The organism is Janthinobacterium sp. P210005 (genome assembly GCF_036231865.1).
GTDB classification, from domain to species: Bacteria; Pseudomonadota; Gammaproteobacteria; order Burkholderiales; family Burkholderiaceae_D; genus Janthinobacterium; species Janthinobacterium kumbetense.
In genome coordinates, this window is sequence record NZ_JAZARC010000007.1 from 56,753 (window position 1) to 70,932 (window position 14,180).

Annotated in this window: 11 protein-coding genes; 1 reads left to right on the plus strand and 10 read right to left on the minus strand. The window is 63.6% G+C overall.

The features are described 5' to 3' along the window. Positions 1 to 15 precede the first annotated feature (15 nt). Entirely contained in the window at positions 16 to 819 is an 804-nt protein-coding gene (locus VPH40_RS24300; protein ID WP_251351129.1) for an SDR family NAD(P)-dependent oxidoreductase, read from the plus strand. 18 nt (positions 820 to 837) lie between these two features. Here VPH40_RS24300 and VPH40_RS24305 read toward each other — a convergent pair whose 3' ends face one another. The 10 genes from VPH40_RS24305 to VPH40_RS24350 all read right to left on the minus strand — a co-directional run bounded on the left by VPH40_RS24305 (position 838) and on the right by VPH40_RS24350 (position 13,886). Then, positions 838 to 1,830 (minus strand): AraC family transcriptional regulator, encoded by a 993-nt coding sequence (locus VPH40_RS24305; RefSeq protein WP_328574728.1) that lies wholly within the window; start codon positions 1,828 to 1,830, stop codon positions 838 to 840. 49 nt (positions 1,831 to 1,879) lie between these two features. Next, positions 1,880 to 3,166: an O-acetylhomoserine aminocarboxypropyltransferase/cysteine synthase family protein gene (locus VPH40_RS24310; RefSeq protein ID WP_251351131.1), complete on the minus strand. Its 1,287-nt coding sequence runs from the start codon at positions 3,164 to 3,166 to the stop codon at positions 1,880 to 1,882. Between the two features lie 94 nt (positions 3,167 to 3,260). Beyond that, a complete protein-coding gene (locus VPH40_RS24315) occupies positions 3,261 to 4,172 on the minus strand; it encodes a carbohydrate kinase family protein (RefSeq protein ID WP_328574729.1) in 912 nt (303 codons plus the stop codon). Next, positions 4,169 to 5,815, minus strand: coding sequence for an alpha-amylase family glycosyl hydrolase (locus VPH40_RS24320; protein WP_328574730.1), 1,647 nt, complete (start codon positions 5,813 to 5,815; stop codon positions 4,169 to 4,171). The genes VPH40_RS24315 and VPH40_RS24320 overlap by 4 nt, the downstream gene beginning before the upstream one ends. A 2-nt stretch (positions 5,816 to 5,817) precedes the next feature. Then, entirely contained in the window at positions 5,818 to 6,708 is an 891-nt protein-coding gene (malG, locus tag VPH40_RS24325; RefSeq protein ID WP_077402472.1) for a maltose ABC transporter permease MalG, read from the minus strand. Between the two features lie 10 nt (positions 6,709 to 6,718). Further along, positions 6,719 to 8,230, minus strand: coding sequence for a maltose ABC transporter permease MalF (gene malF / locus VPH40_RS24330; protein WP_328574731.1), 1,512 nt, complete (start codon positions 8,228 to 8,230; stop codon positions 6,719 to 6,721). Positions 8,231 to 8,361: 131 nt separating this feature from the next. Next, positions 8,362 to 9,582, minus strand: a complete 1,221-nt coding sequence (gene malE / locus VPH40_RS24335; protein ID WP_077402478.1) for a maltose/maltodextrin ABC transporter substrate-binding protein MalE — start codon at positions 9,580 to 9,582, stop codon at positions 8,362 to 8,364. Between the two features lie 108 nt (positions 9,583 to 9,690). Beyond that, complete coding sequence (locus VPH40_RS24340) at positions 9,691 to 10,776, minus strand: ABC transporter ATP-binding protein (RefSeq protein ID WP_251351135.1); 1,086 nt, start codon at positions 10,774 to 10,776, stop codon at positions 9,691 to 9,693. A gap of 221 nt (positions 10,777 to 10,997) precedes the next feature. Further along, positions 10,998 to 12,635, minus strand: a complete 1,638-nt coding sequence (locus VPH40_RS24345) for an alpha-glucosidase (RefSeq protein ID WP_328574732.1) — start codon at positions 12,633 to 12,635, stop codon at positions 10,998 to 11,000. A gap of 240 nt (positions 12,636 to 12,875) precedes the next feature. Continuing rightward, complete coding sequence (locus tag VPH40_RS24350; RefSeq protein WP_328574733.1) at positions 12,876 to 13,886, minus strand: substrate-binding domain-containing protein; 1,011 nt, start codon at positions 13,884 to 13,886, stop codon at positions 12,876 to 12,878. Between the last annotated feature and the right edge of the window lie 294 nt (positions 13,887 to 14,180).

A 14,180-nucleotide genomic window follows, 5' to 3' on the forward strand; every position in this document is an offset into this window, starting at 1 on the left:
TGCAAAGGAACCATCATGAGTACAGTCAATACACCGGGCACGGCCCTCGTCACTGGCGCGTCGTCGGGCCTGGGCGCCGTATATGCGGACCGCCTGGCCAGCCGCGGCTTCGATCTGATCCTGGTGGCGCGCCGGGTTGAACGCCTGGATGTGCTGGCCAGGTCGCTGGCGGAAAAGTATGGCGTGTCCGTGCGTGTCATGGCGGCGGACTTGTCCGCACCGGCCGACCTGCAGCGCGTGGCCGATGAACTGGCCAGCAATCCGGCCATCACCATGCTGGTCAATAATGCGGGCGCGTCGACCCTGGCGCCCGTCGTCGATACGCCGAAAGCGGGCATCGCCACCATGGACAAGGTCAACGTGACGGCCGTGGCGGAGCTGAGCTACGCCGTGCTGCCGCAGTTCAAGCAGCGCAACAGCGGCACCATCATCAATATCGGCTCCGTGCTGTCCTTCCACATCTTGCCCGTCAGCACGATCTACAGCGCCACCAAGGGCTATGTGATGAATTTCACGCGCGGCTTGCAGCAGGAGCTGGCCGGCACGGGCATCGTGGTGCAGCTGGTGCTGCCCGCATCGACGGCGACGGAAATATGGGAATTGAGCGGCGTGCCGCTGGCGCAGCTGGACCAGGCCACCATCATGCGCGCGGAAGACTGTGTTGATGCGGCGCTGGCGGGCCTGGACCAGGGCGAACTGGTGACCTTGCCTTCCGTCGAAGACCAGGCCTTGTGGGAGCAGTTTGACTCTGCCCGCCTGGCCCTGTTCGCAGGCGCGATGCGCGGCAAGCCGGCATCGCGCTATGGTATCGCGGGCTGATACACGCGAGAGAGGAAGCTACAGCGGCCGTACGGGGATGCAGATGTCGCAAGAGAATTCGCCGGTGGCCGGGTCCAGCGCCGTGGCCGCGGAAAAGCGCTCGAAGCACGGGCGCTCATCCCACTGCAGGCCGCTTGTCGGCAGCCATTCGCGGGTCATGCGCGTCCATGTTTCGGCGATGGCGCTGGATGGTCCCTTGAATTGCGCTACCGCATAGCGCCCGCCCGGCAGGGTGGTGATGCTGGCCCGGCCGCCCGACTGGAATGCATCGGGCACGGCGACGCAGGCGTCGTAGCGGCATTTGTCTGGCGGCGTGATGCTGGGATCGTCATGACCGATGCCGTAGCACGTCGCGTCGTCCAGGCCGTGCGATTGCATCCATGGCGCGACGGTGTCGCGCCAGAAGGCGCCGATGGCGGGGCCGTAGGGGCCGATATGGCGCTGGCACGCCACGGTGGCGGGAGGCAGGTCGAGGATGGTGACTTGCATGGGACTCTCTCTATGAAGTGGATTGGAGTGCCCATGGTGCTGGAAGTTCGGCCCGTTTTCCTGACCGGGATTGCGCATGGCCTGATCCGGATTGCTATCTTGCCGGCGCAGGCGCATGGCTGCGAGCATGGCAGCGTTTTTTGCGGCGACGCCGGTGCGCCAGGCCGTCGGCGTGCAGCCGAATTTCAGCTTGAAGGCGCGCGCGAACGCTTCGCCGGAGCCGAAGCCCGTCGCCAGCGCGATGTCCAGTATCGCTTCGCCGGGGCGGCAGGCCAGCCGCAGGGCGGCCGTTTCCAGGCGCCGGCGGCGCGCATAGTCGCCCAGCGTCTCGCCCATCCAGGCGGCGAACACGCGGTGAAAGTGGAAGCGTGAAAAATGCGCGACGTCGGCCAGCTGCGCCAGCTCCAGCGGCGTGTCGAGGTGGCGGTCGATATGGTCAAGCACGGCATTCATGCGCCGCGCGTATTCGGCGCGGAAATGGCCGGATGCCGGCTGCTCAGGGGGAGTAGGAGGGGAAGACATGCCGCCGATTATGGCATGAAGTCCCCTCCGTCCGGCGTGGAAAAGAGGCTTACGCCGCGTTCAATGCCTGCTCCAGGTCTTCGCGCAAGTCGTCGATATGCTCGATGCCCACGGACAGGCGCAGCATGTCTTCCGACACGCCCGCCTTGGCCAGTTCTTCCGGATTGAGCTGGCGGTGCGTGGTGGAGGCCGGGTGGGTGGCCAGCGACTTGGCGTCGCCGATGTTGACCAGGCGCGTGAACAGCTGCAGGGCGTCGAGCACGCGGGCGCCGGCCGCACGCGGGTCTTCGCCTGCGGCCAGTTTCAAGCCGAAGGACAGGATGCCCGAGGCGCGGCCGTGCATGTATTTTTTCACCAGCGCGTGGTCCGGGTGATCTTCCAGGCCCGCGTAATTGACCCACGCGACTTTCGGATGGTTTTTCAAGTGTTTGGCCAGGGCCAGCGTGTTGTCGCAGATGCGGTCCATGCGCAGGGCCAGGGTCTCGATGCCCTGGATCAGCTGGAAGGCGGAGAGTGGCGAGATGGCCGCGCCCATGTTGCGCAGCGGGACGACGCGCGCGCGGCCGATGAAGGCGGCGGGGCCGAACGCTTCCGTGTAGACGACGCCGTGATACGACACGTCCGGCTCGTTCAGGCGCTTGAAGCGTTCCTTGTGTTCGGCCCATGGGAATTTGCCGCTGTCGACGATGGCGCCGCCCACGGTGGTGCCGTGGCCGCCCAGGTATTTGGTCAGCGAATGGACGACGATGTCGGCGCCATGCTCGATGGGGCGGAACAGGTAGGGGCTGGGCACCGTGTTATCGACGATCAGCGGGATGCCGTGCGCGTGCGCGATCTCGGCCAGCTTCGCCACATCCGTCACATTGCCCAGCGGGTTGCCGATCGATTCGCAGAAGATGGCCTTGGTGCGCGCGTCGATCAGCGCGGCGAAGGTCTCGGGCTGGCGCGCGTCGGCGAAGCGCACTTCGATGCCGATTTGCGGCAGGGTGTGGGCAAACAGGTTGTAGGTGCCGCCATACAGCTGGCTGGCGGAGATGAAATTGTCGCCCGCTTCGGCGATGGTCTGGATCGCGTAGGTGATGGCCGCCATGCCCGACGCCACGGCCAGCGCGGCCACGCCGCCTTCCAGCGCCGCGACCCGCTTTTCCAGCACGTCCTGCGTGGGGTTCATGATGCGCGTGTAGATATTCCCGGCGACCTTGAGGTCGAACAGGTCGGCGCCATGCTGGGCATTGTCGAAGGCATAGGCCACCGTCTGGTAGATGGGGACGGCGGCGGCCTTGGTGGTCGGGTCGGGGGTGTAGCCGGCGTGCACGGCCAGGGTTTCGATTCTCATGTGGTCTCCGGTTCGAATGGTCTGCAATGGTGAAATCCGCAGCCATTGTGCCATGCGCCCGTTACCAAGTTATCACGCTTGATAGAATTTTAAGTCATAAGCTAGTGCTGTCTTGATATAAGTCATCCAGCTCCACCCGGCTGATAAACCGTTCATGCGTGCCATGCTGGGCGCAGGCAAACGCGCCGCCGATGGCGCCGCGGCGCATGGCTTCGTCCAGGCCCGCGCCGCCCAGCCAGGCGTGGAGGAAGGCGGCCACGAACGAGTCGCCCGCGCCATTCGTGTCCACCACGGGCAGCTTCAAGCCAGCCGCCGGAGTGTGACGCACGGTCTCGCTGCCCCGTTCCAGCAGGTAGGCGCCGTGCGCGCCCGCCATGGCGATCACCGCCTGCGCGCGGCCTTCCGCGACAATCGCGCGCATGACGGACTCCGTGCGCTCGCCCAGCGCCGCCGTGCTGAGGAAGACCAGGTCGGCGCGCAGGGCGAACACCTTGTGGTGCGGGTTGACGCCATCCCAGTCGTGCAGATCGGTTGACACGGTGGTGCCGCACGTTTGCGCATCATCAAACAGCGCGGCCACCCAGCCCATGATGGAAAAGTGCGCGTGGCGCGCCGGCCCCAGGTAGGGAAGATAAAACGCGGCGGGCATGCGCACGTCTTCCGGGTGGCGGCCGTCGTACAGCGACAGCCGGCGTCCTTGCGGGTCGACCAGGTTGACGCTGCGCCGCGTGCCGGACGGCTCGACGATGTGCGAGAAATCGAGCCTGGCGTCCTTGTAGCGCTGCAGGATGGCCGCGCCTTGCGCATCGTCGCCGATGAAGTCGATGAACTTGCAGCGCAGTCCCAGCGCGTGGCAACCGAGCGCCACGCCATTGCCCGTGTGCGCCACGTAGTCGCGGATGGGCGGCACGTGCAGCGAATCGGTGACGGGCAATTGCAGGTCGGGGACGCGCACGATGGTGTCGATGCCGGCGCCGCCGACCACTAAAATGTCATAGCTGCTCATGGTGCTGCCTTTTCTAACAGGACGGTGCCGGCCGCATTCACGGCGACGGCGCCATTGCTGACGGTGTAAGTGTGATTGGTGTAGGCGTCGCGCAGCAGGGTGCCATCGGCGAAGACGCCGTGCACCTTCAGTTCGAGCGCGCCTTGCGCTTCGGGCACGGCGATGACGGCGTCGCCATCCATCGCGCGGGCGAACGCGTACGGCTTGTCGTCGATGAAGCGGTGTTCGCCGCGCGCCAGCGCAGGGTGGCGCAGGCGGAACTGGCCCAGCTTGCGCGCATGGGCGAGGGTGGCCGCATCGAGCGACGACCAGTTCATGTCGGAGCGTGTGGCCTGCTGTTCGTCGCCGACGGGCGCGGCGCCAGGCTGGCGCGCGCTTTCATCGCCATAGAACAGCTGCACGCCACCGGGCGCCAGCAGCAGGGCGGACAAGCCATGTTTCAGCCGGTCGCGCGGGAACAGGCTGGTGTCGTGCGACGAGATATACGACAGGATGTCGTAGCGGGGTGCATTGCCGATGCGCTTGCCCAGCAAAGTCGCGTACTGGCGGTACACGCCATCGATGCTTTTCCAGTCGCCGCCCGCGCGATTCTGGAAATCGAAATTGATCATCGAGTCGAAGCCCGCGTCATGCCAGCTGCTGCGCTCGGGGCCATGGCCCCACGCTTCGCCCGTCATCCAGAACGGTGCGTCGTCGATCTTCTGCTGCGGGTGGCGGGTTTTCCAATCCTTGAGGGCATCGGTGGCTGCCGCGCGCAAGGCCAGCCAGCTGGCCGGCTCCACGTGCTTGACGGTGTCGGCCCTGAAACCGTCGACGCCGAATTCGCGCACCCAGTCGGCCAGCCAGTGGACAAGGTAAGTGCGGACAGTCGCAGCGGGCAGAGCCACGGCGCGCGTATCGCTTTTACGCTGCAGTATCGGCGGCAAGCCCACGGCCTTGCTGCTTTCCGTGCGGAAGTCGGGCAGATAGGCCAGCTGCATGGTGAAATCGTCCTTGCCGCCGTCGGGATAGCCTGGCAAGCCTGCGCGCACCCAGTCCGGCCCCCACCATTGTGCGAAATCAAAGTTGTTGTAGTCGATGTAGCTATGATAGTCGCGCAGGGTGGCTGTTTCATGGCCGGGCCACAGCACGGGCACTTTATATTCGGACAGGGTGCGCAAGTCCGCGTAACCCGGGTGGTTCAGCACCACGTCGAACAGCACGCGGATGCCTTGCGCGTGGGCAATATCGATCATCTCGCGCAATTCCTCGCGCGTGCCCATGTTGGCGTCCATGGTCGTGTAGTCGAGCGCCCAGTAGCCGTGGTAGGCGTAATGCTGGAATTGCTGCTTGCCGCCCACCACCCAGCCGTGGATCTGCTCGTACGGCGCCGTGATCCACAGGGCGTTGACGCCCAGTTCCTTGAAGTAGCCAGCTTTGAGCTGCTGCGTGAGGCCGGCGATGTCGCCGCCGTGAAAGCTGCCGACGTCGCCGCCTTGCGGGTCGGCGGCGCGGCCATAACTGTGGTCGTTGCCGGGATTGCCGTTGGCGAAACGGTCCGTCACGGCGAAGTAGACGATGGGGTTGTCAGCGAAGCTGACGCTCCCTGCCTGCGCCGAAGCGCTGAGTAACAGGGCGGCCAGCGCAGTCAGGGAGCGTCGCATGGTCAGCCTTTCACGCCGCCAGCCGTCAGGCCGGAGATCATCCATTTTTGCGCCAGCAGGAACACGGCCGTGATGGGCAAGCCGGACAAAATGGCTGCTGCGGCGAAGTCGCCCCACAGGTATTTTTGCTCGTACAGGAACAGTTTCGAGCCGACGGCCAGGGTCAGGTTGTTCTGTTCATGCAGCAGCACGGAAGCGATCGGGTATTCGATGATGGCGCCGATGAACGACAACAAAAACACCACCATCAGGATGGGCACCGTCATCGGCAGCAGCACGTAGACAAACGCTTGCCATTGCGTGGCGCCGTCGACCTTGGCCGCTTCCTCGATCTCGATGGGGATGGTTTGATAGTAGCCCTTGATGGTCCAGATATGCAGGGCGATGCCGCCCGTATAGGCCAGCACCAGGCTGCCGTGGTGGTCGATGCCCAGCCACGGCACGTAGCTGCCCAGCACATCGAAGATGGCGTAGATGGCTACCAGGGCCAGCACGGCGGGGAACATCTGCAGCAGCATCAGCGCGGACAGGGTCTGCGACTTGAAGCGGAACTGCATGCGCGCGAATGCGTACGCGCAGGTGGTCGACAGCAGCACGGTGACGGTGGCGCTCATGCTGGCCACCTTGATGGAATTCCATAGCCACAGCAGCACGGGGAAGTCCGGCTCGACCAGGGTGCCGTTGGGCGCCTGGTAAGACATGCCCAGCGCCAGGCGCCAGTGTTCGAAGCTGATCTCGGGCGGTATCAAACTGCCCGAGGCGAAGTTGCCAGGGCGCAAAGAGATCGACAAGATCATCAGGAAGGGAAACATCACCAGCGCGATCAGCGCGATCACGGCGACGTGGGCCGCCAGGATGCGCCAGCGGTTGGAACGGTCGACAACGATAGCCATGGTCGGTCCTTTATGCTTTGTTCATGCGCGTCAGGCGCATGTTGACCAGCGAAATCGCGGCCACGAGGAAGAAAATCAGGGTCGAGATGGCGGCGGCCAGGCCAAAGTTCTGGCCGGAATCCTCGAACGCGATGCGGTAGGTGTAGGACACGAGCAAGTCCGTCGTGCCGGCCGGTAACGTTGTGTCGAGGAAATCGGGACGTCCGCCCGTCAACAAGCTGATCAGCACGAAATTGTTGAAATTGAAACCCAGGCTGGCCACCATCAGCGGCGTCAGCGGTTTGATGATCAGGGGTAACGTTATTTTGAAGAAATTCGTCAGCGGTCCCGCGCCGGCCAGGGCCGACGCTTCGTACAGGTCCGACGGGATCGCCTTGATCAAGCCCATGCACACCACCATCATGTAGGGGTAGCCGAGCCAGGTGTTGACGATCAAAATCATGGCCTTGGCCAGCGTGGTGTCCGAGAACCAGGCGGGCTTGATGCCGAACAAGGCGTCGAGCACGAGGTTGATTTCGCCGAAGTTATTGTTAAACAAACCTTTGAAGACCAGGATGGAAATGAAGCCAGGCACGGCGTACGGCAGGAACAGCAGGGTGCGGTACAGGCCGCGGAAGCGCAGCGCATCCCAGTTCAGCAGCACGGCCAGCACCATGCCCAGGCCCGTCGTGGTGGCCACGCTGATCAGGGCGAAAACGATGGTCCACACGAAAATGCGCAGGAAGGGGCCGCGGAACGCTTCGTCGGAGAAGATTTTCACGAAATTGGCTAAACCGACGTTGACCTTGAAGCCCGGTTCCAGCTTCGTGCCGTCCGGCATTTCATAAAAACCCGTCTTGAAGTTCGGTGTCACGAGTTCGCCCGTGGCGATTTTCTTGAGCGTTTTGTCCGGCAACTGCTTGTAGACATGCGCGACGGGGCCGAATTCGCGCAAGCCCACCATGCGCAGCTCTATCCTGTTCGGCAAGATCAAGGTGAGCAACTTCAGATCCTTTTGCAGGGCGATGATGTCCTTGATGGGCAGCGGCGGGGCCAGCACGGGCGCCTGCACGGGGTCGAGCGGCGTCACTTCCACGTTCAGGGGCACGGCGCGCTTGAGGGCCAGCGGCTGCGTCAGCAGCACTTCGCCCGTGTCCGGGCTTTCCAGGCGCAAGCGGTATTCCTTGTTGTCGGCATGCACGGTCATCGCATAGCCGGCGCTTTCCACGCGCTGCGTCTCGTCCAGCAGGTATTGCGTGGCGCGCTCATAGGTGAGCAGGTTGCGCGAACTGAAATTGGTAAAGCCGATCGACACCGTGTACACCATCGGCAGCAGCACGAAGACGATGACCGCCGTAATGCCGGGAAACAGATAGCGGTAGGCATAGGCGCGCGGCGACGTGAAGACAAACGTCGTCAGGGTCAGCAAGCCGAGGAAAACGGCGGCCAGCATGGTCTGGCCGGAAATGTACAACATGAAGAGCAGATACAGACCCAGCGCCATGCTGATGGTCAATACCGTAGGGCCGATAAACTTGCGCACGATGGGATACCTGTGAAAATGGTGCTGTTTGCGTCGGGATGGACGCAACGGAGAGCCGGGGTCAGACCCGCCGGGTCTGACCCCAGATTTCTGCTGATGGTCGAAATTAGATTTCGCCTAACCAACGTTTATTAATTCGCCGTCGTAATCCGCTTCGCCGCCGCATCCAGGCCATCCTTGGTCGTCTGGCGGCCTTGCGTGATGTTTTCCAGCGCCGATTGCATCGACGACCAGAAGCGGCCCATTTCCGGGTTGTTCGGCATCGGGCGGCCCGCTTGCGCGCTTTCCATCGTCGCCTGGATGTTCGGATTGGCTTTCAGTTCTGCGAACAGCACCTTGTTCGCTGGCGTGCCCAGCGGGACGTCGGCGTTGATGGTTTTCAGGCCATTGATCTGCAGCATCTGGTTTTCCAGGAATTCCGTGGCCAGGTCCTTGTTCGGGCTGGCTTTCGAAATCATCGCGCCCAGCACGCCCACGAATGGGGTGGCCGTCTTGCCGGCGACGGTAGGGATCGTTGCCACGCCGAAATTGATCTTCGACTTGCGCGCATTGTCCCACGACCATGGGCCGTTGATCATCATGGCGATCTTGCCCTGGTTGAAACCGGCTTCCATTTCCGCATAGCCCGCGCCCTTCGGCATGGCGCCGCTGTTGATCAGGGTCATCAGCGCATTCACGCCAGCTTGCGAACCGGCATTGTTCACGCCCGTTTTCGCCGCATCGTAGCGGCCGTCGGACTTGACTTCAAACGGAAAGCCGCCGCCCGCACCCAGCAGCGGCCACGTGAAATAGGTATTCGTGTAATCCCACAGGATGGCTTTCTTGCCTTGCGCGGACAATTTCTTGTCCAGCGCGGCGATTTCTTCGAAGGTTTTTGGCGGGGTCGGCACCAGGTCCTTGTTGTAGACGAGGGCGACGGCTTCGATGGAGATCGGGTAGCCCCAGGTCTTGCCGCCCACGGTGAAGGCGTTCCACGCCAGCGGCAGGATGGCGGCGCGCGCTTCCTTGCTTGGCGTCAATGGTTGCAGCAAGCCGGCGTCGATCCAGGTGCCGATGCGGTCATGCGGCCAGATCCAGATGTCCGGGCCCTTGCCGGCGGCGGCTGCCTGCTGGAATTTGTTTGGCGCATCTTCCGGGTGCTCGACGACGACCTTGATGCCCGTTTTCTTGGTGAATTCCTCGCCAACCTTGGCCAGGCCCTTGTAGCCCTTGTCGCCATTGATCCAGATCAAGAGGGTGCCTGCTTCGGCCGCGTTCGCCATGCTGACGGCGGCCAGGTTGCCGATGCCGGCCAGGGCGGCGGCGATCAGGGTGGTTTTGATGAAGCTGCGTTTCGGGTGCGTGAAGGACATGTCAATCTCCAGTATCTTTTTTTATGCTAAGTTTATGTTGAATATCAAGGCTGAAACGATGCAACCAGGCCAGGCGGCGCCTGTAGCGCCTGGCCCTTAAATCCGGAATCAGGTACGCGTCTGGCCATGCTCGTCGAACACATGGACGCGGGCGGGCGCCACCTGCAGCGCCACGGATTGGCCAATGGCCCAGTCCGTTTCCGCATCGGCGCGCACCACCAGCGGCTCGTCGCCGCCCGGCACCTGCACATACAGATAGCTGATGTCGCCCAGTTTTTCCACCGCTTGCACGGTAGCCGTGAGGGCGGCGGTGGCACCGGGCGCGCACGCCTGCACGTGTTCGGGACGCGCGCCGACGGTGACGGGGGTGCCGCTGGCCAGCGGCTGCGTCAACACGGCTTGCAGCATGCCGCCCGCGTTGGTGGCGATGGTGGCCACGCCGTCCGCGTAGCTGTGGATCTTGCCTTTGAGGAAATTCATGCGTGGCGAACCGAGGAAGCCGGCCACGAACAGGTTGGCGGGGTGGTGGTACAGCTCCAGCGGGGCGCCCACTTGCTCGATGCGGCCCGCGTTGAGCACGACGATGCGGTCGGCCAGGGTCATCGCTTCGACCTGGTCATGCGTGACGTAAATCATGGTCGAGCGCAATTCGCGGTGCAGATTCGCCAGTTCGATGCGCATCTGCACGCGCAGCGAGGCGTCCAGGTTGGACAGCGGTTCGTCGAACAGGAAGACGTCGGGCTTGCGCACGATGGCGCGGCCGATGGCCACGCGCTGGCGCTGGCCGCCCGACAAGTCTTTTGGCTTGCGTTCCAGCAAAGGTTCGATGCGCAGGATTTGCGCGGCGCGCTGTACGGCGTCGGCGATCTGCACCTTGTTCATGCCGGCCAGTTTCAGGCCGAAGGCCATGTTTTGCGCCACGCTCATGTGCGGGTACAGGGCGTAGCTCTGGAATACCATGGCGATGCCGCGCTTGGCGGGCGGCACGTCGTTCATGCGGGTCTTGCCAATATACAAGTCGCCGCCGCTGATTTCTTCCAGGCCGCAGATGCTGCGCAGCAAGGTGGATTTGCCGCAACCCGACGGGCCCACGAAGACCATGAATTCGCCGTCGGCGATCTCCAGGTCGATGCCGTGCAGGGTTTGCACGTCGCCATATGCCTTCTTCAGGCCTGTTAACTTCAGTCCAGCCATGTCTGTCGTCCTCAATCTCACTGAATGTGCCTGGCCAAATCTACTGCGCGTCGAACTTGCGGCTGGCGATGCTCACTGTGCATTCGCACAGCTGCGCTTCTCAGCCACAACTTTCATCCGCTCGCTACGATTTTGCCAAGCACTGATACTCTGTTGTTCGGCCCCGCTGATGCGCGGGGCTCGTTATTGTAATTGGCGGCATGGCCGCCAAAGCCTGCGATTTACGCCAGGGTGCCGAACCAGCCGCCATGCGGGGGCAGGGTGAGCTGTTGGCCATCCTTGCTGCCAGGCAATCCATGACCGGCCAGGTCGACCGCGGGCGCCGCGTCAGGCCAGGCAAACGTGACGGCTTGCGTGCCCAGGTTGAAGGCGGCCAGCACGGGCGCTTGGCCTGGCAAGTCGCGGCGCAGGGCCAGCACGGGTTCCGGCGCATCGAAGAAGACGATGTCGCCGCGCAGCAATTGCGGCAGGGTGCGGCGCCAGGCGAGGATGTTCTGCGCAAACTGCAATGGTGAAGCGGCATCGTTTTCTTCGACATCAACGGCGCGCGCCAGGTGTTCAGGCGGCACGGGCAGCCAAGGTTTTGCCGTGCTGAAACCGCCGTGCGGCGCCTCGGCCACCCATGGCATCGGCGTGCGGCAGCCGTCGCGGCCCTTGAACTGGGGCCAGAACGGGATGCCGTACGGGTCTTGCAGCGCTTCGAAAGGAATATCCGCTTCCGTCAGGGCCAGCTCGTCGCCCTGGTACAGGCACGGCGTGCCTTTCAGCGCCGCCTGCACGGCCAGCACCACCTTGGCCAGCGATGGCGACGGGTTTTCGCCGCCCCAGCGCGTCATGACGCGCACGCTGTCGTGGTTGCCCACGGACCAGGATGCCCAGCCGTCGGCCACCTGGGCTTCGAACTCTTCGACTTGGGTGCGGATGTGCGCGGCGGAAAACTCCGCCGTCAGCAAGTTGAAACTGTAGGCCATGTGCAGCTTGTCGGCGCCCGTGTAGGCAGCCATGGTGGCCAGCGCATTGTCGTCGCCCACTTCGCCGATGGAAATGGCTTGATATTCGTCAAGTATGGCGCGCACGCGCTGCAAATAGGCGATGTTTTCCGGCTGCGTCTTGTCGTACACGTGCGCCTGCATGCCGTACGGGTTGATGGCGGACACGCTGCTCGCATCGCGCTGGGCGGCGGGCGGATTGTCGCGCAGCAATTGGTCGTGATACGGGAAGTTGCAGGAATCGAAGCGGAAGCCATCGACGCCGCGCTCGAGCCAGAAACGCAGGTTGTCCAGCTGCGCCTGCTGCACGGCCGGATTGTGGAAATTCAGGTCGGGCTGGCTGGCGAGGAAATCGTGCAGGTAATACTGACCGCGGCGCGGCTCCCATTGCCAGGCGGAACCGCCGAACACGGACAGCCAGTTATTCGGCGCCGTGCCATCCGGTTTCTGGTCGGCCCACACATACCAGTCGGCCTTGGCATTGTCGCGGCTGGAGCGGCTTTCCACGAACCACGGGTGGTTGTCGGACGAGTGCGACAACACCTGGTCGATCATCACTTTCAAGCCCAGTTCATGGGCGCGCGCCACCAGGCGGTCGAAATCGGCCAGGGTGCCAAACATGGGGTCGACGTCGCAGAAGTCGGCCACGTCGTAGCCGAAGTCTTTCATCGGCGACGTGAAAAAGGGGGAAATCCACACGATGTCGGCGCCCAGGGCGGCGATGTAATCGAGCTTGGAAGTAATGCCAGGCAAGTCGCCGATGCCGTCGCCATTGCTGTCGAGGAAGCTGCGTGGATAAACCTGGTAGATGACGGCGCTGCGCCACCAGTCGGCGGGCAGGTGGGCGAGATTGTTCTGGATGGTCGGCATGAATGATTTCTTAAAAGTTGCCTGTAGCCTCGGCTATCAGGGCGGCGCTGCTGGTTGGTAGGCGAACGTCTTATTTTAAAATTCAAAGCGCTTTGGGTATGAAATGAGTATAGTTCAAAGCGCTTTGAAAAGTAAAGCGATACACGCGCCAGACATACGATTTTTTTATGAGGGTGATTCAGGAAGGCGAGGCGGGAGCGCCGGCCAGGCGGCCGGCGGCATGGGGACAGCGGAAAACGTCTAGTGCGGCACGGGGCCGGCGGACTCGCCCGGCAACAGTTCGCATGGCCACAGTTCCTGCAAGTCGGTGACGGGCGTGCCATCCATCAGGGCCAGCAGCATGTGGATCATCTTCGCGCCGGCGCCGCGCGGGTCGGGCTGGACGACGGTGGTGACGTTGTGGCCGGCCAGGGAATCTTCCATCACGCCCCAGACGATCAGCGACATGTCGCGGCCGATGGCGATGCCCGCATCGAGCAGGGCGCGCACGGCGCCCACGCCCGACATGTGGTTGTCGACGATGACGGCCGTGGGGCGGGGCGAGCGGGCCAGCAGGCGCTGCATGGCCTGGTAGCCGGCGCGGCGGTCGTGCGCGTTGTCGACCAGGTTGTCCGGGTCGACGGCGAGGCCGCCCGCCTGCATGGCGTGCTGGAAACTCTCGACGCGCTGGCGCACGAAGTTCAGGTCCGGCGTGGCGCTGATCAGGCCGATGCGCTGGTGGCCCAGCTGCGCCAGGCGCTCGACGGCCAGGCGCATGCCGGCCTCGTTGTCGTAATCGAACCACGCGTGCGGCTGGTTCAGCTGCGTGCGGCCATGCGCGACGAACGGCATGCCCTGCTGCGCCAGGTAGGCGATGCGCTCGTCGAACGGCTTCGTGCGGCCGACAACGAGGCCATCGATGCGGCGGCCCTTGACCATGCGTTCATAGGTGTGGAATTCGTTGGTGGCCGAGGCGGGCGCGATCATCATGTCCATCTGCTGCGCTTCCAGCGCTTCCGACATGCCGCCCACGATCTCGATGAACATGGGGTCGGCCAGGTCGTTCGGCATCAGCGGGTAGATGATGCCGACGATATTCGTGCGTCCCACGGCCAGGCTGCGCGCCATGGGATTGGGGCGGTAGCCGGCCGCCTGCGCGGCGGCCAGCACCCGCTCGCGCGTGCGTTCGCTCACTTCCGGATAGCCATTCAAGGCGCGGCTGACGGTGGTTTCGGATATTCCTAGCGTTTTGGCGAGATTTTTGAGGTTCATGGATGCTGCGGTTGGGGTCTATCCAGGGTGGGTCGGGAACGGTGCCGTGCGATGACGGGTAGTTTATCTGATAAATGCCGGATTGATCAGGGTCATGACAAGCGGCGGCGGCGCCCAAAAAAATACGCGGGCAAACCCAGGGGCGCCCGCGCTAAAAGAGGATACTGCTGAATCACTACATTGAAGCTGCCGGCCATCGCGTGCAGCGGCGAAATGGTGGGTCCGGGTACTGCTTGCCCCTGGATGAGCGGGCGGTGTTGCTGCCACCGGCAAGCGTCCGGGGACGCTTGCCAA

What these genes read in the sequence shown, in the direction of transcription:
- VPH40_RS24300 (WP_251351129.1), top strand. Translation starts at nt 16, where the DNA reads ATGAGTACAGTCAATACACCGGGCACGGCCCTCGTCACTGGCGCGTCG.
- VPH40_RS24305 (WP_328574728.1), bottom strand. Translation starts at nt 1,830, where the DNA reads ATGTCTTCCCCTCCTACTCCCCCTGAGCAGCCGGCATCCGGCCATTTC.
- VPH40_RS24310 (WP_251351131.1), bottom strand. Translation starts at nt 3,166, where the DNA reads ATGAGAATCGAAACCCTGGCCGTGCACGCCGGCTACACCCCCGACCCG.
- VPH40_RS24315 (WP_328574729.1), bottom strand. Translation starts at nt 4,172, where the DNA reads ATGAGCAGCTATGACATTTTAGTGGTCGGCGGCGCCGGCATCGACACC.
- VPH40_RS24320 (WP_328574730.1), bottom strand. Translation starts at nt 5,815, where the DNA reads ATGCGACGCTCCCTGACTGCGCTGGCCGCCCTGTTACTCAGCGCTTCG.
- malG (WP_077402472.1), bottom strand. Translation starts at nt 6,708, where the DNA reads ATGGCTATCGTTGTCGACCGTTCCAACCGCTGGCGCATCCTGGCGGCC.
- malE (WP_077402478.1), bottom strand. Translation starts at nt 9,582, where the DNA reads ATGTCCTTCACGCACCCGAAACGCAGCTTCATCAAAACCACCCTGATC.
- VPH40_RS24340 (WP_251351135.1), bottom strand. Translation starts at nt 10,776, where the DNA reads ATGGCTGGACTGAAGTTAACAGGCCTGAAGAAGGCATATGGCGACGTG.
- VPH40_RS24345 (WP_328574732.1), bottom strand. Translation starts at nt 12,635, where the DNA reads ATGCCGACCATCCAGAACAATCTCGCCCACCTGCCCGCCGACTGGTGG.
- VPH40_RS24350 (WP_328574733.1), bottom strand. Translation starts at nt 13,886, where the DNA reads ATGAACCTCAAAAATCTCGCCAAAACGCTAGGAATATCCGAAACCACC.